The 22109-nt window shown below is 62.6% G+C and carries 8 protein-coding genes; all 8 read right to left on the bottom strand.

Going from position 1 to position 22109, the window contains the following annotated elements; translation table 11 throughout:
- Positions 1–49: 49 nt before the first annotated feature.
- From JL015_RS04270 to JL015_RS04235, 8 genes are read right to left on the bottom strand one after another with little or no spacing between them, the layout of a single operon-like run.
- A complete protein-coding gene (locus JL015_RS04270) occupies positions 50–1438 on the bottom strand; it encodes an isochorismate synthase (protein WP_201017566.1) in 1389 nt (462 codons plus the stop codon).
- Positions 1435–1758: an isochorismate lyase gene (locus JL015_RS04265; protein ID WP_025259794.1), complete on the bottom strand. Its 324-nt coding sequence runs from the start codon at positions 1756–1758 to the stop codon at positions 1435–1437. Before JL015_RS04265 ends, JL015_RS04270 begins: the two co-directional genes overlap by 4 nt.
- A gap of 14 nt (positions 1759–1772) precedes the next feature.
- On the bottom strand, positions 1773–3344 hold the full coding sequence (locus JL015_RS04260; protein ID WP_201017565.1) for a (2,3-dihydroxybenzoyl)adenylate synthase: 1572 nt from the start codon (positions 3342–3344) through the stop codon (positions 1773–1775).
- Between the two features lie 12 nt (positions 3345–3356).
- On the bottom strand, positions 3357–4121 hold the full coding sequence (locus JL015_RS04255) for a thioesterase II family protein (protein ID WP_201017564.1): 765 nt from the start codon (positions 4119–4121) through the stop codon (positions 3357–3359).
- A 4-nt stretch (positions 4122–4125) separates the two neighbouring features.
- Positions 4126–5208, bottom strand: a complete 1083-nt coding sequence (locus JL015_RS04250) for a Gfo/Idh/MocA family oxidoreductase (protein ID WP_201017563.1) — start codon at positions 5206–5208, stop codon at positions 4126–4128.
- Positions 5205–14696 carry a type I polyketide synthase gene (locus JL015_RS04245; protein ID WP_201017562.1) on the bottom strand — a complete coding sequence of 3164 codons (9492 nt, stop codon included), beginning with the start codon at positions 14694–14696 and terminating at the stop codon, positions 5205–5207. The genes JL015_RS04250 and JL015_RS04245 overlap by 4 nt, the downstream gene beginning before the upstream one ends.
- Positions 14683–15906, bottom strand: a complete 1224-nt coding sequence (locus JL015_RS04240) for an MFS transporter (RefSeq protein WP_201017561.1) — start codon at positions 15904–15906, stop codon at positions 14683–14685. The genes JL015_RS04245 and JL015_RS04240 overlap by 14 nt, the downstream gene beginning before the upstream one ends.
- On the bottom strand, positions 15903–22079 hold the full coding sequence (locus JL015_RS04235; RefSeq protein WP_201017560.1) for a non-ribosomal peptide synthetase: 6177 nt from the start codon (positions 22077–22079) through the stop codon (positions 15903–15905). Before JL015_RS04235 ends, JL015_RS04240 begins: the two co-directional genes overlap by 4 nt.
- Positions 22080–22109 lie beyond the last annotated feature (30 nt).

The following is a 22109-nucleotide window of genomic DNA, read 5'->3' as shown; positions in this document are numbered from 1 at the left end:
GCAAGCCCCCTCCCACGGGATTGTGGGAGGGGGCTTGCCCGCGACGGCGTTATCCAATCCCCATCATGCCTCCTGACAACGCCTCGCGCATGGTCTGCATCTTCAGATCACTCTCCCGATATTCGCTCTCCGGCTCAGATTCACTGACCAGCCCGCACCCTGCAAACAGGGTCGCTCTGTTGCCGTCCAGCAGGGCAGAGCGCAGGGCGACGGCAAATTCGCCGCTACCGCGATCATCCAGCCAGCCTACCGGCCCGGCGTACCAGCCACGATCCAGATGCTCGTGATTGCGTATGTAGTCCAGTGCCTGATTACGCGGCAAACCGCCTACCGCCGGGGTCGGGTGCAGGCTTTCGACCATTGCCAGCAAGCGGGCGTTTGGCGCGAGTGTGCCCTGGACCGGCGTCAGCAAGTGCTGGATATGCGGCAGTTTATGCAGCCGTGGCTGGCGAGCGATATCCAGTTCCAGGCAGTGCTGGCTCAGGCACTCCCTGAGGCTGGCGACCACCATTGCATGCTCGGCGTTGTCCTTGCGGCTGGCGAGCAATTGCTCTCCCAGCCGCGCATCGTCAGCGCTGTTCTGGCCGCGTGGTGCTGTGCCCGCCAGGGCCATGGTCCGAAACGCCTTGCCTTGTACGGTAAGCAGGCATTCAGGTGAAGCGCCGACAAAGCAACTGTCCTGCCGAGCGAATGCAAACAGATAGGCATTGGGTTGTTTGTGCAGCAGACGTTGCATGACCTGATGCAAGGGCTGCGCAGCCGGTACGTTTTGCGAACGGGCCAGCACGACCTTTTCCAGGTCGCTGCGCTGGATCCAGCTCACAGCATTACTTACATCCTGCTTCCACAAGTGCGCCATGGACAGGCGCACATAGTTGTCGACGGGCGCAGCCTTGACGGGTACCGGTCTGGCGAGAACGGTCGCCCACTCGTTGACAAGGCTGTCGGCCAGTTGCTCACAGACGGTGCCTTGCGCCACCAGCACATTGACGATCAGGCGTGTCTGGCCCTCGTTCTCATGCAGCTCGAAGCGCGGCAGGGTCAGCGCAGCATCGGGAAAATCACGCCATAACCGGGTTCTGTGATGGTGCCTGTCGAAGGCGAAACCACCGAACAGCGCCGGACGATGCGGGCCATGGACGACGGCGTCGGCTGCCAGGCTTTGCCAGCGATCTTCAAGCAGTTGCCAACTGTCGGTGCTGCGGGCATTGAACTCATGAGCAAGGCCCAGCCCCAGGCGATATTGCGCCTGAGCCTTGACGTGCCACAGGCTGGCCGGTTGCAGATGTTCCCGGTTGGCGCTGAACAGCGTCAGTGGCTCGACCTCCGGCGATGGCGTCGAGAATGACGCCAGCACAAAAGGCCGTTTCGGGCTGACCCGCTGCCGGGCTTCGTCCAGGCATTTCAGCAGCCCGTCGAACGATGGGAGTGGGTTCATTGTTCACAAGCCTCCGGATGCAGGGTGCGCCAGTGATTGATCTGCTGATTGATGAACCAGTGAATCAGGTCCTTGAAGAAATCCTCGGTCTGATCCACAGGCAGCCCCGCCTCGGCGGCCCATTGGCGCCGCTCTTCGAGCATGGCCACGACCCGCTCCGGGGCGGGAATGCTGTGTTCGTTGGCCTTGAAACGGGTAGCGGCCTTTACATAGGTCAAGCGTCGGGCAAGCAGACTGACGATCTGCTGATCAATGCTGTCGATGCCTTGGCGTATGTCGCCCAGGTTCTGGCAGTCAGGCGCGGACTTGATGGCACTCATGGAAAACTCCGGATTCACTGAGCCATGACGGCGAGTTGGCGTTTGTCTATCTTGCCCACGGCGGTCAATGGCCAGGCCGCGACCCACTCGAACTGATCGGGCAGTTTGTCTTCGCCCAACCCGCATTCGCGCAACTGGTCACGCACCTGTTGAGCTGCGCCCGCAGGTTGCTCTCCAAGAATGAAGGCGCAGATGCGCTCGCCCAGCAGCGTGTCCGGCACGGCAACCACAACCGCCGCTTCGACTTCGGGCAGGGTATTGAGGTGGGATTCGATCAGTGCGGCAGAGATCTTTTCCCCACTGCGCTGGATCTGCTCCTTGATCCGGCCTTCGACGATGATGTTGCCTTCGGGTGTCCAGCGCGCCAGGTCGCCACTGCGGTAAAAGCCATCCGGGGTAAAGCTGACGGCGTTGTGGGCCTCGGCCCGGTAATAACCGGCAATGGTGTAAGGGCCACGGGTCAGCAGTTCGCCGGTCTGGCCCGGTGCGACGTCCTGCAGATCGGCATCCACCAGCCGCACTTCATCGAATGGCGACAATGGACGGCCTTGAGTGTTGATCACCACATCCAGCGAGTCCGAGGGCCGGGTGTAACACAGCAAGCCTTCGGCCATGCCGAACACCTGCTGCAGGCGACAGCCGAGAGAATCCAGCAGCTGTTGCGCCAGAACCGGATCGAGTCGCGAGCCGCCGACCTGCAACAGCTTCAGGCTCGACAGGTCGCTGTCTTCCCATTCCCGGCCTTGTGCCCAAAGCTGTGCCAGTGGCGGCACCAGCGCCACATGGGTGACACGCTCGCGCTCGATCAACGGCATCGCCTGATCGCAACTGGCGCTTTCGCCCAGAATGACCGTCGCTCCCGCCGCCAGGCTGCCCAATATTCCCGGACAGGCCAGGGTGAAGTTATGGGCGGTCGGCAGAACCGCGAGGTACACGCTGCTGCTGTCGATTTCGCATAGCTTGGCCGAGAGGGAAAAGTTATAGGCGTAGGCCGCGTGGCTGCGAGGAATCAGCTTGGGTGTTCCGGTAGTACCGCCGGAAAGCAGCAGCAAAGCCGTATCGAGTGGATTGATGACCGGCCATGCCGGGCAGGGCGCATCCAGGGATGACAGTGCCGTGAAGGCTCCCGGTTCTCCATCGACAATCACATGGCGCAACGAGTGCTGACGCTCGACGATGCCTGCCGCCATTTCCCGGTAGTCGAAGTCACGGATACGGTCGGGAATCAGGTAGGCCACCGGTTCGGCCAGTTGGCACAGCGCTTCGATATCCTGGGCGCGTTGTGTGGGCATGGTCAGGACCGGCAGCGCGCCGATGCGCATCACGGCGAAAAAGGCGCTGACAAAGGCAATGCTGTTGGGCAGTTGCAGCATCACCCGGTCACCGGCCACGATGCCGAGTGCTGCCAGCCCGCCTGCCAGGCGTTCTACTCGTTGATTGAGCTGCGTGTAGCTCATGCGCAGCTCGCCCGATACCAGAGCGGTGCGTGAACCCTTGGCCTGAGCCCAGTGTTGCAGACGCTGGGGTAGCGTCAGGTCGAGGTAAGGTTGTAGCGGGTCATTGGGCAAGGTGTGTTGTGTGTTCATGTCCGGCTCCCGTTAATGATGGAAAGGGCTGATGCTGTTCTCGATGAAACCGAGAACACGGGCCGCAAAGGCCCTGGGACGCTGAGTCAGGTAAAAGTGATCGCCTGCCATGACGTGTTGCTGGTGATCGCCACTCAGCCATTGGCTCCAGGCCGCGACTTCCTCGGCATCGGCCTCGGGGTCGTGACTGCCGTGCAGCAGCAGGGTCGGGGTGTGCAGTTGCTGGCGCTGCGGATCAAGCAGGCGGTGGTAGCTTTCGGTGGCCTGGAAGTCGGCGCGCAGCAACGGCATGAACAGCATCAGCAGGTCGCGGTCTTTCAACAGCGCCTCGCTGCAACCACCAATGGCGACCAGTTGCTCGATAAAGCGCTGGTCATCCAGATGGCTGAGCAGGCGCCTGCCACTCAGATGCGGCGCATGGCAGGCAGATAACACCAGCCCGGCGGGCGGTTTACCGGCCTTTTCCAGTAGCAGGCAGGTCTCGAACGCCACCTGAGCGCCCATGCTGTGCCCGGCCAGGATCAGCTTCTGGCGCTGGGGGTTGGTCAGCGCCTGAATTTCGGCGGCAAGGCTTTCGGCCAGTGGCTGGACCTGACGCACGCAAGGTTCGTGCATGCGCTGGTCGCGTCCCGGATAGATTGCCAGCGAAAGGTCCAGCCCCAGTTCGTCCAGGCCCCGCCAGCTCTGGAATGCACCGCCGCTGGCACCGGCGAACGGGCAGAGCAGCACATGGGTGTCGCAGTGGTCGGCCTGAAGATAAGGTCGCAGCATGCCCATGGACTCAGACCTCCGCTCGCAGTTGGTCGGCATCGATGATGCGCGGCGGCGTGGCCGAACGCTGCTCGGCAGGCCCTGCGCAGCGCAGGGTTTCCTGCCAGAGCCGGGCCAGGGCGAGTTGGTAGTCGCCGCTCAGGCTTGCAGCGACAGGTTCGCCCTGAATACAGGCTTTCAGGTGTTGCAACAGCCAGGTGACGCCGGCAGGTCCTTCGATTTCATGGGCGCTGCGCCAGTGGCTGGCTGCCGGGTGCAGGGGTAATGCCGTGGCTCGTTCAAGATAGTTGGCGGTGCTGGCGTAGAGCGTCTGCCGATCGTCGTTGTGGGTATCGGCATGCAGCGCGGGCGTCCAGTTGACCGGGCCGTAACTGGCGTCCAGCGACAGGTATCCGCTGCTCCAGGCCAGGTTCAACTGATGCATGACCAGGCTGTGCAGGTCGGGATCGTCAGGGTCCATCCAGCTTTGCAGGCGCAGCAGCACACGACTGCCCGGCAGATTGAGGGACAGAGTGTGAAAATCCGTGTCGCGATCCACCAGGCTCACGCTGGCCTGGGCTGCCAGCTCGCAGCCCAAGGCTTGCAACAGCAGGTCCAGGCTCGAATAGAGCAACTGGCGACTGGTGGTCAGTTGCGCCAGTTGTGGTTTCTGGCCATCCAGCAATTGGCTGACACGTTGCGCCGCACCGGTCCAGCAACGACCGGCTTCGGTATGCGGGTAGAAGCTGTTGACAATGTAATGCAGCCCCGACTGCGCGGCCAGTTGCTGATGACGGGCGATTTCATCCGGGTGAACCGGGTGTTCCTGAATGACATGCAGGCCACGGCGCAGCAGCTTTTCCGTGAGCTGCCCGCCGACACCGCCAACGATGGCCGAGCGGACCACGACACAGGCAATGTCCAGGTCGCCTGGCAATTGCTCGATGTCGGTGTACAGCGGGATGCCGAAGGCATTGGCCAGCGCTCGGGAACGCGGGCTGCCATTGGCCAGCAGGCCAGCCAGTTGCAGGCCGGGTTGCTCGTCCAGAAAGCTGTTGAGGTACAGCTCGCCGAATTTGGCCCCGACGATCAGGACTTTCAAAGGCGTACTCATTGTTGATGCTCCTTGTCAGTGGCGACCAGCCAGGCATTGATGGCTGCGGCGGTACGTTCGACCTGTTGCGGTTCAAGCAGCAGTTGCCAGTGATCGCAGGCCATGGATTGGCGCCTGGCCTGTGCAGCCCAGTCCTGCCAGTCCTGTTCGGCGGGTTGCCAGTGCTGCGGGCGACCTTCGGCGGTCAGCCACAGGCACGGCAGGTCCAGGTGTTGTGGGCGTGAGTGGCGGGTCAGCAGCTTCATCAAGTGCTCGATGCGTTGCAGCCACTGTCGGGCCTGCTCCGGTTCCGGCTGGTTCTTCAGTACGCCGGCACGGGTGGCATTGCCCATGAACACTTCCAGTTGCCGGGATGCGGAAAGTTGTTCCAGATCGTCGGGCAACTCGACGGTCTTCGCGCCCTGGGCCATCAGGCGCAGCAGGCCCGAACGGTTCTCGAAGTGGAAGTCTTCACGGCAGACCGGGTCGAGCAGGATCAGACGCACCTGCTGACCATCGCGCTGCAACAGATGAGCAGCCGCTTCGGCCACGAATGTCCCGTAGGACCAGCCCAACAGCACATACGGTCCGCTGGCCTGTTGGCGGCGAATGGCGCGAACGTAATGTGCTGCCAGATCTTGCAGAGACTGAATACCCAGTGCATCGGCGGCCTGCAGGCCGAAGACCTGCAGATCCAGCGCTTGAGCCAGTGGCAGGTAAGAGCCTATTTCGCCATCGGATGCATGGAACACAAACATCGGCAGCTTGTTGCGGCCACGGGCCAGGGCCAGCGGGTTGTCGTCGGCACGGGTTTCGGTGGTCTGCAAGGTGGCGCAGAAGTCGCCCAGACGCGGGTTGTCGAACAGATTGCGCAGGCTGCTGCCTGGGTAACCCATGCGGTTGAGGCGTGCGATCATGCGGGTCGCGATCAGGCTGTCACCGCCACTCTGGAAGAAGTCGCTTTCGGCATCCAGGCTTTGCCCGAGCAATTCCTGCCATAGCCGGGCGACGGCATCCAGTGTTGCCGGGTTCACGACTGCTGCGGGACGAGACTCGGTGCTGGCTGCTTCGGCACGCTGGGTTTCAGTCGCGCTCAACAACTGTTCGACCTGACGCAATGCCAGTGGCCAGTGTGTCTGCTGTTCAATATCAGTCTGCACGGCCGCCAGATCCAGATGCGTGTTGCCTTCGGCGCGGGCCAGCATGAAATGCTGCCGCATGCTGTCCTGAGCCTGTTGCGGCCAGTTCATCACCCAACTGAAGCCCGAAGCCTGCACGGCAGTGCGCCAGCGCGGCAGATCCAGCATGGCCTTGTCGTCTTCGCTGCGCTCGTCTTCGAAGTTGCTCAGGCCTTCGATGAACCCGATGCTCGCCAGTTGCAGTGCGCTGTCGCGTTCGGTTGCCTCCAGCAGCAGCAAATGCCCGCCACTGCGTAACAGGCGATGCAAGCGCTTGAGTGAGCGTGTCACATGGGAAGCATCGTGCATCACGTTGACCGCCACGATCAGGTCGTAGCCTTGTGCCGGATGCTGGCTGAAGTCCACGGGCTGGTTCAGGTCCAGAATCGAGCTGGTCAGTTGTGGCCAGGCTGCGAAGCGCTCCTGGGCCTGCTTGAGGAACAGGCTGGAAACATCGGTAAAGCGGTATTCGCTCAGATGACTTTCCAGCATCGGCAGCAAGTGGTTGGTGGTGGCACCGGTACCGGCACCCACTTCCAGCACGCGCAGGTCACGACGTTTACCGGCCAGCGCCTTGGCGGTCTGTGCGAGAGCACTGTTCAGGCAATGCAGGACCGGATTGTTGCTGTAAAGGGCTTTCACGACCTCGTCGCTGTTACCGAACAGCAGGCTCAGTGGTGAGCGATCACCACGCAGCAACTCTCCATGCAACTCGATGCAGGCATCCAGATAGGTGGAAAGTGTCTGGCTCCAGTCGGCATCAGGCAGTGTCTGCGCTATCGCCGGGGCACCTTCTGGCGTCAGGGTCAGGTAGCGCTGCCCGTCCTGTTGTACCCAGCCTTGCTGGCAGAGCATGGCCAGCCATTGGCGCAGCAGGCCGCCAAATTGCGGCAATGCTCCCAGACGGGTCATCACCTGGGCCAGGTCATGGCTCTGACCTGCTTCAGTGAACAGCCCGTGTTTTTGCAGAGTGGCGAGGATGCCCTGGCGGGCACGGCTTTCGAGCGCTTGCCAGGTCAGGTCCACTTCCCGACGCTGGGCATCGCTCAGGTCCGGCAACTCGTTCAGCGCCAGTGGCAGCGGGGCGAGAAGGGTGTCATCAAGGGCTGCCGGTTCTCTGGCGACCAGTTCACCCAGCAAGGTCCGGCCATCGGTATCGACGCTGATTCTTGCCGCCTGAACGCCTTGAGCACGGCGCAACTGTGCCTCAAGGGCTTGCGGGTCGAAGCGCTCGCCGTCCAGATTGACCGACCAGTCGTGGCGCGGCAGATCGGGCTGACCATCGAAGCCTTGGGGCTGGCTTGCCAGCTTCTGCAACAATTCGCCATAGGCCTGGAACAGGCTGTCGATCAAACCATCGGCCAGCACGTCCTCCATGCAGTACCAACTGAACACCAGCTCTCCATCGATCTCCATGACCTGATGATCGAGCCAGACCTGCGGCGTCTGGGTGAAGACATGCACCGGGTCGCCGAGAGTCGAGGTCATGGCCTGATCGATGGCTTTACCGTCCAGCGACATGCCCAGCATGCTGGTGAACACCACCGGCATTGCCGGTTGACGGCTCTGGCCCTGACGGCGTCCGAGTTCGCGCATCAGTTCCACACCGTTGACGTTGGTGTGGGTGAGGCGTTGCCAGAGACGTGCCTGGGTACTTTCCATGACCTGGCGCAGACTGTCGCCGCGCCCCAGCTGGAAGTCGATCAACAGCACCGAAGTGAAGTCGCCGATCAACTGCTGGACCTGCGGATGCAGCGGGCGGCGGTTGAAGTAAGTCAGGTTGAGGGTGAAGTCCGGCGTGCGGCTGACGCTTTCCAGTGTCTGGGCAAACAGCGCCAGCAAGGCCGCGGAGGCGGTGACGCCAGACTGTTGGCATTGCGTCTTGAAGCTGCTCCAGTGCTCGGTACCCAGCGTGGCCTGCAGAGTGCGGAAACGTGGCTGGCCCTGTTGCGGCACGGCTGCCATCGGCAACTGCGGAGCGGCTGGCAGGTGCTCCAGCGTTTCCTGCCAGTAGCGCCAGGACTGGCGCCATTGCAGGCTGTCGCGCTGCGCCAGATCGGTCAGTACATAGTCGCGGAAGGTCAGTTGCAGAGGCGCAAGGTCCTGACCGGCATAGGCCGTGGCCAGATCGTCCATCATCACCTTGAAACTCTGCACATCGAACAGCAGCAGATCGAGGTTCATGTGCAGGCGGCAATGCCCTGCATCCAGTTCGCTGACCGTGACCTCGAACAGAGGCCAGCGGTCGGCAGGCAGGACCCGATACGACATTTCTTCGCGAATGCCCAGCAAGCGCTGTTGCTGCTGCTCCTGAGGCAAGTCGCGCAGGTCATTGCGTGGCAGCTTGTACCAGGGCGTCTGTTCAAGGATGCGTTGCCGACCGTCACTGTCGACCACCATGCGCAGCATGTCGTGGCGTGCGATCAGCGCATTCCAGGCCCGCTCGAAACGGCTCAGGTCAAAGTCGGCATAGGCCTTGTCCCACTCGAACAGCACATGGCAGGCCACACCGCCGTATTCGATCAGGTCGGTGCGTCCCAGCCAGTAGGCGTGCTGAATCGGTGTCAACGGGAACGGCTCGAAGCGCGCCTTTGGATCAGGCACGATCTGCTGATCGTTCGCGGCCACCGGCGCTTTCCCGGCATCGGTCAGCAACAGGGCGCTCAGGCCGCGGATGCTCAGGTCGCGATAGGCCTGTTCGGCGTCCAGACGAATGCCCAGTTGGCGCTGGATATCGCTGCTCAGTTCCAGAAACAGCAACGAGTCCAGGCCCAGTTGCATCAGGTCCTGATTTTCCGCAGGCGCAGAGTCGGAGCCCAGGCGCAATTGTCGGCAGATCGATGCGCTCAGCCACTGGCTCAGGGCCTGACGATCAGCCTTTGCTTCGCCGGTCAGCACCGGTGCCGCGATGGCATCGGTCTGCCGAGTGTTCTTGGCCTGAGGTCGGGCGGCAGGTTGTTCGGCCTGTTGTGCGAACAGGCGACGACGCGGGTCGATACGCTCATGATCCACGCGCATTGCCAGGTGCCATGGCGCACCGCGCATGACAGCTTGCTCCAGATGCCAGAGACCTTCGCCGGTTTGCAGCGTGCCCATTCCACCCTGAGCCAGTCTGGCATGCAGGTTGTCTTCGGCAGCCCGGCCGATTTCGCCCCAGGCACCCCAGGCAATGCTGATGGTGCGCAGGCTGGTGCGAGGATTGGCTTCGGCCAGACCGTCCAGATAGGCACTGGCCAGCGCATGGGCACCCTGGCCCGATGCGCCGAGGCTGGCAGCGGCCGAAGAGTAGAGCAGCAGATAGCGGCCCTGACCGGCCAGTGCGGTCTGGAGCTGGCTGGCGGCCGAGCATTTGACCTGCAACAGCGGTTGCATGCGTTCGCTGTCGAGGTTGGCCAGCGGCGTATCGTCCAGCAGACCGGCGCTATGAATCGCGCCAGTCATGCCGCCATCCAGTTGCAAGTCTTCCAGGCACATGCCCAGTGCAGCCGGATCGCTGACATCGCAGTCGAACCAGCGCAATTCGCAGGTGTGCTCCTGTTGCAGGCGGGCGAACCATTGCCCGACGTCTTCAGGGCAACGAGGGGCGAGCAGGGCAATGCGACGGGCACCTTGATGAGCCAGCCACTCGACGCTCAAGCGACCCAGCCCGCCAAAGGCGCCGGTGACCACATGCCAGCCGTTGCCGGTGAAGCTTTGCGCGGGCAGGTTGGCGGTGCTGTGGGGTTGGACGGCCAGTGTCTGGACCTGCACCAGGCCATTGCGTACCGCGATCCAGCGTTCGCCGCTCTGTGCGGCGCTCAGTCCCGGCAAGAGTTGTTGCCATTCGTCACTGCCATTCAGGTCGATAGCCGCCAGCGCCCGCTCTGGCTGCTCGGCACTGGCAACCTTTAGCAGACCCCAGATTGCACGTTGTTCCGGACTTACGGCGGTCGGTGCCCAGGCATTGCGGGTGACCACCAGCAACGGTTGATCGGTGTTGTGGGTCAGGGCATTGAGCACGTCGTTGGTGATGCTTTGCAGCTCGCCGTTTTCCACGATCAGCAGACAGGCCTTGGCGTCAGGGTCATGAGCAATGCCCACTTCAGCCAGTGCAGATCGCATGCTGGCCGGTTCAATACGCAACGCGGGTACAACGGCATCCTGCACTTTCAGTGTCAGCCACTGCCAGGCGTAATGAGTTCCCGGCGCTGCTTTCAGTGCGGGCAGAGACGCGCTGGCCGCTGGCTGGTTATCGGCGCTGCCCAGCAAGAGCCATTGGCCTTGGTCATTGCGTTGCTTGAGGGTTACACGGGCGACGCCGAACGGGCTGGCGCACCATTCCAGCGACAAACCGTCCAGCCGCTCCGGCAAAATCACGGGCTGATTGAAGGCAGGTACTTGGCGTGTATCGCCATGCCGCGCCGCCAGTTCGCTGCACGCCTGTTGCAGACGCGCCTGCCAGCGTTGTGCCTGGCCGGCGCAATCGCGCCAGTCGGGTTGATAGAGGCTTTCGCCCAATTGTCGACCGAGGACAGCGCTGCCACTGTCGTGACCGGCACTGGCCGTGCTGTTGGTGACGTTCGACGCCTGGGTTCGGGCCAGCAGAATATGTTCGCTGATGTTGGCGGTGGCGCTGCCATCGTCCGGCAGCCAGTCCAGGCGCTCGAAACCGCTTTCCCGGCATTGCTGCTGCCAGTGTTCAGTGGACAGGAACAACTCGCCGCCACGGGCCTGTTCGTCATGCAGCGGCAGTACCAGCGGGCCGAACACGAAGTCGAAAAGACGCATCGGGCGGGTGATTTCGCGCATCAACAGGCCGCCACCGGGCTTGAGCAACGGGCGCAGGTTTTGTAGCGTCTGGCCCACATGCTGGGTGGCGTGGATCACGTTGGCGGCGACGATCAGGTCATATTGCCCGGCCAGGAAGCCTTGCTCGCCGGCCGGTTTCTGCAGGTCGAACTGGGCGTAATCGACAAAGTCGTATTCGCTGAACTTGTCTTCGGCGCGGCGGCTGAACAGGGCGGAGATATCGGTGAAGCAATAACGCACATCCGCCACATCCTTGAGCTCGGGCAACAGCCAGGCGGTGGTGCCGCCCGTGCCGCCACCGACTTCCAGAATGCGCAGCGGGCCACCACCGTTCTGCTGGTTCTGGTTGACCAGCCCGGTTATCACGCCTGCGGCAATCTGGTTGAAGTAGCGACCGAAACTGAATTGCTGATACAGCACTTCCACGCCGCTCGATGCGCTTTCCGGGAAGATCACTGCCACGGGCTCCACGGAGCCGTTCATCATGGCGAAAAGCTGCTCGCCAGCGCGTTCGACCGTTTCGGCGATCACGTCCAGGCCTTCGCAGCAGTCGCGCAACTCCTTGAGCAGGGCTGCGCGCTGCTCGTAAGGCACCGGAATGGCGGTGCGATAGAGGCCTTGTTCCTGCGCGTAGTAGCCGTCCTCGACACAGGCGTTGAGCAGGCGTACCAGCAATTGCCGGTGACGCGGTAGCAGACGCCCGCCACGCAGTATATCCAGCGCCGGAGCACCGGCATCGATGCGCTCGCCCACGCACTGACGAACCATCTGATCGACATAGATTGCATGCAGCTTGGTCACGCACACATAGAGGCGTTCCAGACGCGGCAGATCCAGGCTTGCGCCTTCCTGAATGACTGCCTTGCGACCGGCTTCCAGCAACGGATCCTGCTGAGTCACCGCGAGCGTTTGACGTGGCGTATCGCACCAGTAGCGTTGTTCATCGAAGGCATAAAGTGGTGCCTGGATGCGCTGCCCGCTGCTGGGCAGCAACTCGCGCCATGGCAGGTTGGCGCCAGCGGCGAACAGGCGCAGGAGGCTGTCTTGCAATACAGTCTGTGCGGGTTTGTGACGTCGGGCACTGGCGATCCAGTGAACGCCCGGTTGTTGCAGGCGAGTGCCAATGCCGGTCAGCGGTGCATCGGGGCCAAGCTCCAGGCTGATGCCGACGCCGGTTTGCAGGGCTTGTTGCAATGCCTGATGGAAGCGCACCGGCTCGCGCATGTGTCGGCGCCAGTAATCACCGCTTTCCAGCTCTGCCTGAGTCAGCGGCTGGCCGGTCAGGGTCGAGATCAGCGGGATTTTTCCGGGGTTGGCATGCAGGCGGGCGCAGGCTTGCTGGAACTCATCAAGGATCGGGTCGAGCAGACGAGAATGTGCTGCACCGGCCACGCTCAGGCGATTATGGCGGATCTGCCGGTCTTGCAGTGTTTGCACAAGCGCCTCGATGCCGTCACGGCTGCCCGAAGCCACCAGATGCTGTTCGGCGTTATGCACGGCAATCTCGACGCCATGCTGGCGGGCCAGAGGCTCAAGGGTTGCGGCGTCGCAGAACACCGAGAGCATCGTGCCTTCGGCGGCGCTCTGGTTCATCAGGCGACCACGGGTAATGACCAGTGGCAGCACGTCTTCCAGACGGTAGATTCCGGCGATCACCACGGCAGCGAACTCACCCACCGAATGACCGATCAGCAGGTCCGGCGTCAGGCCTTGTTCGCGCCAGTGGGCGGCCATGGCCACGGCAAAGGCCACGATGGCCGGCTGCGCATAATCCATGCGGTCGATCAGCGTGTCATGCTCGCCGAACATCACCGATTGCAGGGATGGTTGAAGGTGGGCAGCGCAGGCGGCGAAGCTGCGGTCCAGGCTTTCGGTAAATGCCTTGGCCTGGCCGTAGAGACTTTTGCCCATGCCCGCCCACTGGCTGCCCTGGCCGCTGCACAACCAGAGCTGTGCGGCCTGTTGTGCATGGCCGTCATGCAGCAGTGCATCGCTGTTGCCCTGGGCAAAGGCTTCAAGTGCCGGTGCCGTTTCTTCATGCAATGGCACCGCCAGGCGATAAGGCAGGTCGAGTTGGCGACCGTGTAACGCGGTATGTGCCAGGTTGGCAGGAGCGTTGCTGTTCTTGAGTTGCAGGGCGTAGCGACCGGCCAGTTGCTGCAGTGATGCCTGGCTTGCGGCGCTGAGCAACAGAGCGCTGGCCTCAGGTTTGGGGCTGACGCTGCGCAAGGTGTCCGGTACGGCTTCGACGATTACATGGCAGTTGGTGCCGCCGATTCCGAAGGAGGAAACGCCCGCGCGGCGCGGCCCGGCTGGCCAGTCACGAGGCTGGGTCGGGACCTTGAACGGACTGTTTTCCAGTTGCAGCGCCGGGTTGGCCTGCTCGAAGTTGATACTCGGCGGAATCCGCCCATGGCTGACGGCAAGCACCGTCTTGATCAGGCTGGCGATACCGGCTGCGGTGTCCAGATGGCCGAGGTTGCCCTTGACCGAGCCCAGCGCACAGCCGCCGATGTCGCTGCGCTGGGCGAAGACATCGCGCAGCGCCTGCACTTCGATGGGGTCGCCCAGTGGCGTGCCGGTTCCGTGAGCCTCGATCATGCCGATGCTGGCGCAATCGATATCGGCCAGCAGCAGGGCGTCGCTGATGACCTCACGCTGGCCGACCACCGATGGCGCGGTGTAGCCGACCTTGTGATGACCGTCGTTATTGATTGCACTGCCGCGCAGTACGGCAAGAACCGGATCGCCGTCGCGCAGGGCATCTTCAAGACGGCGCAAGGTCACGGCGCCTACTCCGTTGCCGGCAAAGGTGCCCTGGGCACTGGCGTCGAAAGGGCGGCAGCGCCCGTCCGGCGAAAAGATCATACCCGGCTGGTAGAGATAACCGGCCTGTTGCGGAAACGACACCGCAACACCACCTGCCACTGCCATGGAGCATTCGCCGCTGCGCAGGCTTTCACAGGCCATATGCACGGCGACCAGCGAACTGGAACAGGCCGTCTGCACCGTCATGGCCGGGCCGCGCAGGTTGAGCTTGTAAGCGGCGCGGCTGGCCAGATAATCCTTGTCGTTGCCCATCAAGGCTTGCAAACCCTTGACCTGAGCCACTTCGGTGACGCGGATATTGTCGCGGCCCGGATAGGTGCTCATGCGTCCTGATGCAAAAACGCCGGTCTTGTGAACAACGTCGCGTGGCGCAAAACCCGCATGCTCCAGAGCGTGCCAGACGGTTTGCAGGAACAGTCGTTGTTGCGGGTCGATGGATTCGGCTTCCTGACGCGAATAGCCGAACAGCGCGGCATCGAACCGGTCAGGGTTATCGATGGTCGAGGCCACATTGACGAAATCGGGGTTGTCGATCAGCGCCGGGTCCAGCCCGGCGGCCAACAGTTCTTCGCGGCTGAAACGGCGGCTGCATTCGCGGCCATTCAGTAGATTCTGCCAGTACTCGGTACTGTCGCTGGCGCCGGGGAAGCGGCAAGCCAGACCAATGACTGCGATGGGTTCACTGGTGCCGTAGAACTCTTCAAAGGTGTGCATGAATGACCTCTTGGGCAGGAGCGTTAGACGAAGTGGATGAAGCGCGTTCAAGGCGGCGACGCAGCCGCAACGCAGGCCATAGAGAAAGGCAGGCAATGGCCGCCAGAATGGCCAGCAACGCTGGATAGCCCAGATGATGGGCGACTTGCAGGGCGGCCATGGAACCGAGCATGGCAATGGCGGCATCCACCGATTGCAGCAGGGCATAGTCCGAGGCCGGTTGATGCGCTCGTACGACGCCCATCAACAGGTTGTAAAGCGTGACAAAGCTGATGGCCGCCGCGACATTGACCAGCGCGAACAGCGCCAGCCAGGCCGTGAGGCTGTAGAGCGTGGCGCCCAGTGCCGCCGCCACGGCAATCGCGGCGTGGATGGCCATGGCGGGCAACAGGCAGCGCCAGGCGCCGAAACGCTTGGCCAGCCAGCCACCGAGGAATACGCCAAGGGCGCTGGCGAGGGTGCCGTACAACGTCGTTACAAAACCCAGGTCCGCAAGGCTCAAGCCTTGATCCAGCAAGAGCACGGTTTGTACGGTCATCAGGCCGCGCATTGCCAGGTAGTAGATGGCGGTCAGGCAGAGCGCAGGCCACAGGGCCGTGAAACTGCTGAGGTCCAGCCTTGGAGGCCGTGTCGGTTCCGTGCTGACCGTGCTGGCCGGTAGCAGGCTCACCGGCAACAACAGCAACAGTGAAACCGCCGCCATCCCGGTAAAGCCCGCACGCCAGCCCCAGTGCTCGGCCAGGTACAGGAACACGAACGAGCCGAACACCACGCCCAGATAACTGCCGCCCACCTGCGCGGTATTGGCGAACGGACGACTGGCGGCATCACAAGTAGTGATGGTGATGCCGTCGGCATAGATGTCATGACTGGCCGACAGCAAGGCCAGCAGCATCAAACCGGCCATGATCGGGTAGATCGAATGCTCCGGTGCCAGAAAGCCGAGCGTCAGCAAGGTCGCCGCCATGCACAGTTGCAGGATCACCAGGCTGCCCAGGTAGCGGTTGCCGCGCAGGGAAATGCTGTGGCGTTCGCACCAGGGTGCCCAGAGAAACTTGCCGACCCAGGGCAGGAACGTCAGCGACAGCAAACTGAGGCTTGCAAGGTCCAGCCCCTGATGACGGAAGTAGCCGACCACCCCTTGCAGCATCAAGGCCGTGAGCATGCCTTGATGCAGGTAGTAACACCAATAAGGCAGGTAGCGGCTCATGAAGCACTCCCGATGCGACGTAACCGTCTGGCATTGCGCTGGGTCAACTGGGTACGACGCGCCTGTTCCAGATCTTCGCTGACTGGCGCTGTCTGGCTCAGATGCAAGGCCAGCGCATGGGCATTGGGGTAGCCGAACAGGTCCGTGACTTGCAGTTGCGGGTAGCCCGACTGAGTCAGACGGATATGCAACTGCACCAGCTTCAGGGAGCTGGCGCCCGCATCGAAGAAGTTCTGCCGGGCGTCGTGCAGCTTCAGCCCCATCACTTCGCTGAAGCTCTGGCGGATCTGTTCGACGATCTGCTCATCGACCTGGCTGCCGGTGTCAACCGGCGTCGGTACTGGCAGTGCGCGGGGCAGGGTGGCGATTGAGGCGCCTGCCTGTTTGCGCGTCACCAGTTGCTCCAGCGGCAAGGCCCATGCCTGCGGTTGTTCGGCCAGTTGATGCAACAAGGCAACGTACTGCGCAAACATGGCGCGCAGCATCTCTGGCTCGAACAGCGCCTCGACGGCATCCCAGTTCAGGCACAGGTCGCCTTCCGACTCGTAGACCTGATGGTCCAGCCAGATCTGTGGCGTCTGGGAAATGCCCCAGACCGGCTTGAGCCAGGACGACTCGGCCATGAAGCGGCCTTTGTCGAAGCCCAGCGCGCTGGTGAACACCACCGGCATCTGCGCGGCAGTCATACCGTTGCGTCTGGCCAGTTCGCGCATGACCCGGATGGCCGAGTGATCCCGTTGGGCCAGATCGCGCCAGAGCCGCTGTTGCAGGCGTTGAGCGCTGCCGAGCCACTGGCCGGTCGGTTGCCAGGCCAGCAACAGCAATGACGTGAAGTCGCCCAGTACCCGGTCGATGTGCGGGTGCAACGGCTGACGGTCGAACAGCGTCAGGTTCAGGGTCAGTTCACGCTCGCTGCTCCAGGCCGAAAGCACGGCGGCGAATGCACTGAGCAGCAGGCCTGAAGGCGTCAACTGGTGCTGGTGTGCCTGGGCTTTCAGGCGTTCCCAGGTGTCTGCCGGAATCCGGTCGGCCAGACGCACGAAGCGCGGTGTACCGACTTCGCTCGGGTCCTGTCGCAATGGCAGGCGCGGCGCGGACGGCAGACTGTCCAGGCGGCGCTGCCAGTAGGCCTGGGCGTTGACGGCCTCGGGTTGCGCGGCACGCAGACACTGGTAATCCCGGAAGCCGATCTCGATGGGCTCCAGTTCGCGGTCGGGTTGCTGATACAGCACTTCCAGTTCGGCCAGCAGAATCTGCATGCTCATACCGTCGAGCAACAGGTTGTCCAGGCTGATGAAAACGCTGCTGTGCGTGCCGCCATCCTCGGCGATTTGCACATCGAACAATGGCCATTGTTCCGGGTTCAGCACTTGATGCGACAGGCGATAACGCAGCGCCAGGGTTTCCGGGGCCTGCAGCGAGCTGACGCGGTGACGTTGCGGCACAAAAGCGGGAACCTGCTCCAGCACTTGCATGCTCCCGTCACGCACCACTGCGCGCAGTGTGTCGTGGCGGGCGATCAACTGTTGCCAGACCGACTCGAAGCGCTGGATATCCAGTTGTTCGACGTTGAACTCGACAAAGAAATGCGCGCCTACGCCACCCAGTACGAAACCGGGCTGGCGACCCACCAGATAGGCTTCCTGCACATCGCTCAAGGCAAAAGGCTGATAGCGGCCAGCGGGATCATGTTGCAGGTTTGTCGCAGGCGCGCTGTTGTCGGCAACCAGAGTGGCGGCGAAGGCTTGCAGGCCCGGGAAGTTGAACAGGTCATCGAGCCGTGCGCGATAGCCATGCTTGCCCAGTTCGCCGATCAGTCGGGTGGCCAGCAGGGAGTCGCCGCCCAGCTGGAAGAACTGGCTCTGGCAATGGACCGGGCCGGTCTGCAACAGCTCTTCCCAGAGACGGGCCAGCAATTGCTCGCTGTCGGTGCTCGGGGCCTGAGTGTCGTCGAGGGTTTCGACGGCAGGTTTGCAGAGCTGGGCCAGAGTCTTGTGGTCGATCTTGCCATTGGCAGTCAAGGGCAGAGCGTCGAGAAAGTACAGGCGCTGCGGGATCATATAGCCGGGCAGTTCGCTGGCCAGTGCCTTGGCCAGTCGTGCCGCGTCCGGTTTTTGCAGTGTGTCGCTGGCGCGCAGCACCAGACGTTGCACATCGCCCAGGCGATCAGCCTGGCAAGCGTTCAGCCCGGCTTGTGCCAGCAGGTTTTGCCAGTGAGCGGTGTTGCGCAACTGTTGCGCGGCACTCTGACCGCCGTTGAGCAGATCCGCGCTGACCAATGCCAGCGCAGAAGCCTGCGCCAGTTCCAGCACGCAGACGGCTGCGCCCGGTGTACAGAGTTTCAGCCAGCGCTGGAGTGCCAGCTCAGACTGATCGATGCGGTGCAACTGGTTATTGATCAGCAGTACATCGGCGCTGTGGCGCAGGGTCTGGAGTTCGGCATCGGTGTCGCGACAGGCTTTGCCGTGGGCAAAGCGGGCCAGACGTTCCCGGGCTTTGAGGACCAGCGCCTGGGACTCATCGATAGCCGTGTATTGCACCTGGGTGGCGCTCAGTCGCTCCAGCAGATGAACGGCGCCCACAGCGCTGCGGGCACCGGCTTCGATCAGCCGCACGGGGCGTTGCAGACGCTGGCTCAGGCTGGCAATGGAGGCCGCCAGTTGTTCGAGGGCGGCGCTGCTGCCAGCGCTTTGCATCAACAGATGCTCGGGCGACCAGTAAGGGTGATCGAGCAAAGTCCGGGCATTGCGTTGGCCGCGCAGGATATCGCTGAGTGCGTCATGGTGAGCGTTCAGCGCTTCCTTGAGGGCGTAAGTCGAATCGTTGTCGGCGCTGCTGACCGATTCGGCGCTGTGTGTGCGCTGCCATTGTCCATCGGCATTGCAGCTCAGGCGGCCCTGGGCGCTCAGCCAGTCCAGCCAGCGACCCATCAGTCCACGCCATTGTTCCTGAGCGCCATAGGTTTGCAGGGCCGCGTCGAGGCTGGCGGGTGTATTGAAGTCCAGGCCGTTGAGGGCCAGATGCTGGGTCAGGAAATCAGCCAGCAGAGCATCTTGCGAGGTCGATAGCTCGGCAAGGCAGGCAGACGTCAGCCAGTCGCAATAGTCGGTCGGTGTGCGTGGGTCGGCTTCCACCGGGCTGCACAGGCTTGAACCTTGCGGCACGACAAAGGCCACCAGACTTTTTTCCCGCTCGCCCAGCGCCATGCTGATGGCGCTTTTGACGCCATCCAGACGGTTGAACGCTGCATCAATTTCACCCAGCTCAATGCGATAGCCGCCGACCTTGACCTGCTTGTCGCGACGACCCAGAAACTCCAGAGTGCCGTCGGGCCAGTAGCAGCCCATGTCGCCGGTGCGATACCAGCGTGCGCCGTCCACTTCGACGAATTGACGGGCGCTGCGCTCGATGTCGTTGAAGTAGCCTTGTGCGACGCCGATACCGCCGATCCATAGTTCCCCCGCAACCCAGTCGGGGCAGTCGCGACCCAGCTCATCCACCACGCGATAGCTCTGGTTGGCCAGCGGCTGGCCGTAGGGAATCGAGCGCCAGTTCGGCTCGACACGCGCCACGGTGCAGGTGTTGGACCAGATCGCCGCTTCCGTCGCACCGCCCATGGCCACGAACTGGCCGTCGGCGCGGTACTGGTGATAGCGCTCGGGCAGGTCCAGGCCGATCCAGTCGCCGGACAGCATGACCACCCGCAGATGTGACGGGCTGTGCAGCTCGAAACCTTCGCTGTAGGTCAGCAGCATGTCGAACAGGGCAGGTACGCTGTTCCAGAGCGTGATGCCGTGTTTCACGATCAGGTCGCACCACAGCGCCGGGTCACGGCGCTGCTGCTCGTTGACCAGCACCACCGAAGCGCCTGAACCGAGCACGCCGAAGATGTCGTAGACCGACAGGTCGAAATGCAGCGCCGAGAGGGCCAGTACCCGGTCGTTTTCGTCGACTTGATGGCGTTGGCTGATATCCACGCAGGTGTTCAGGGCGCTCTGATGGCTGATGACCACGCCTTTGGGTTCGCCGGTGGAACCCGAGGTGTAGATGATGTAGGCCGGTTGTTGCACATCCACCGGCACTTGCTCAAGCAAGGGTTCACCGAGGATTGCCTGCTGCCAGTCGAGACGGTTGTCGATTTCGCTTTCGCGAGGTTCTTCCGCGCTGGTCAGCACGCACTTGACCCCGGCACCTTTATAGATCCCCAGGCGTCGCGCCAGCGGTTGATCAGGTGGCACGGGAACGTAAATGGCTCCGGCCTTGAGAATGCCCAGTACGGCAATGATCTGGCCGATATCCTTGAACATGCTGACCGCGACCGTATCGCCTGCGCTCACGCCTCGGGCTTGCAGGCTGCCGGCAAGGCGACTGGCCTGGTCGATCAACTGGGCAAAGCTCAACTGACGCTCGCCCTGAATCAAGGCGATGGCGTCTGGACGATGTTCAGCCTGGGCGAAAACGGCGTCGTGCAGCAGGCCGGCAGGCACAGGACGCGCTGTGGCGTTCACCAGCTCGCGAACCACTCGCTGGGTGGCAGGCATCAGTTCCGGAAGCGGACGTGACCAGCCGCTCGGGTCAGCAATCAAGGCAAGCACCTGCTCGAAATAGACCTCGAACAGCGTGTCGGTCAGCCCTTTGGGGAACAGGTCGTTGTTGCTGTCCCATTGCAGCATGATCTGGCCACGGTGCTCGAACGCCAGGTGGTCGATCCACACTTGCGGGGTCTGGGAAATGCCCCAGCCCAGTTCGCCGATGGAGCTTGCTTCGGCTTCGCCATACAGCGGGCGTCCCAGATTGCTGGTGAACACCAACGGCGCGCCATGGGGATGGCGCTGGTGCTTCTTGAGTTCGCGCAGCACTTCAACACCGGACCAGGCGCTGTGTTCATGAACCTCGGCGAACGTGCGCTGATTGGCCAGTGCCAGTTCGGCAAAGGTCTGGCCGTCGCATTCCACAGGCAGCGGCAGGATATTGGTGAAGTCGGCAATCATGCCGGCTACGGCTGAGTGCAGCGGCTGGCGGTCGAACAGGGTCAGGTTCAGCAGCAGTTTCTGTTGGCCGCTCCAGCGACCCAGCACCGCGCTGAACAATGTGGCCAGCGCCATGGTCGGGGTTACGCCGTGGTTGCCGGCGTGCTCCTTGAAAACCTGCCATTGCGCGGCGTCCAGTTGTCCGCGACGGCGGCTGATGCGGACCTGTTCGATACGCTCGGGTTCTTGCGCCAAAGGCAGGATCGGGGCTAGCGGCAAATCGTCCAGACGCGCCATCCACCAGGCTTTGGCCTGTTCGATACGTGCCTGATCGTTGCGCTCGACCTGTGTCAGGTAACTGCAAAAGTCGTAATCGGTGGGCGAGGGCGGCAGCGGCTGGTCTGCTATCAGGGCAATCAGTTCCTCGAACAACTGGTTGAAGCTGGCGGCATCGCAGACCAGCAGGTCGATATTGACCAGCAGCCGGTGTTTGCCTTCAGGCAGCAGGCACAACTGGAAGTCGAAGGTTTCACCGATCTCGACCTGCAGACGACGATGGCCCAGTTGCTCACGCAATTGCAGGAGGGTCTGCTGGCGCGAAGCCTGGTCGTGCTGACGCAGGTCATGAACCTTCAGGCCCGGCCATGAGGCGTGTGGTTGCCATTGCTGGCGACCGTTGGCCAGAAAGCGGGTCTTGAGCATCGGATGGCGTTCGATCAGCTGATAGATCGCAGGCTCCAGCACCTGTGCTGTCAGCCCATGGCCATCGAATTCCTGATACAGATGGCAACCCACGCCGCCCAGTGGCTGCTCGCTGGAGCGGCCTACCAGATAGGCGTGCTGCACGGCGGTCAGCGGGAATGGCTGGCCATCGCTCATGCGCGGCAGCGGTTCGGTGGCTTGTGGTACTGCGGCACCCGAAACTTTGGCGCGGGCATTGGCCAGCAGGTTTTGCCAGCCCTCCAGCGTCGGGTGGTCATAAAGCTCGCTCAAGGTCACCTTGAAGCCCAGGCGACGAAAGCGATTGAGCCAGGCCATCAGGTGCATTGAATCAAGGCCCAGCCGTAGAAGGTTGGCATCGCCTGGTAGCTGTTCGACGGGCAAGCGAAGTTGCTTGGCGATTTCATCAACCAGTGTTGCAGGGTCGAAGTCTTCAAGCGTTGTGCCGCGCGTAGTCGAGGCTTTTCTGGTCGATGTGTACATGGTAAGACTCCATCCAGACAAGTACTCGTG

It is taken from the genome of Pseudomonas cichorii (assembly GCF_015471405.1).
GTDB lineage: Bacteria > Pseudomonadota > Gammaproteobacteria > Pseudomonadales > Pseudomonadaceae > Aquipseudomonas > Aquipseudomonas serbiensis.
Note: the sequence above shows the minus strand (reverse complement) of the source record. Positions and strands in the feature narration are given on the sequence as shown.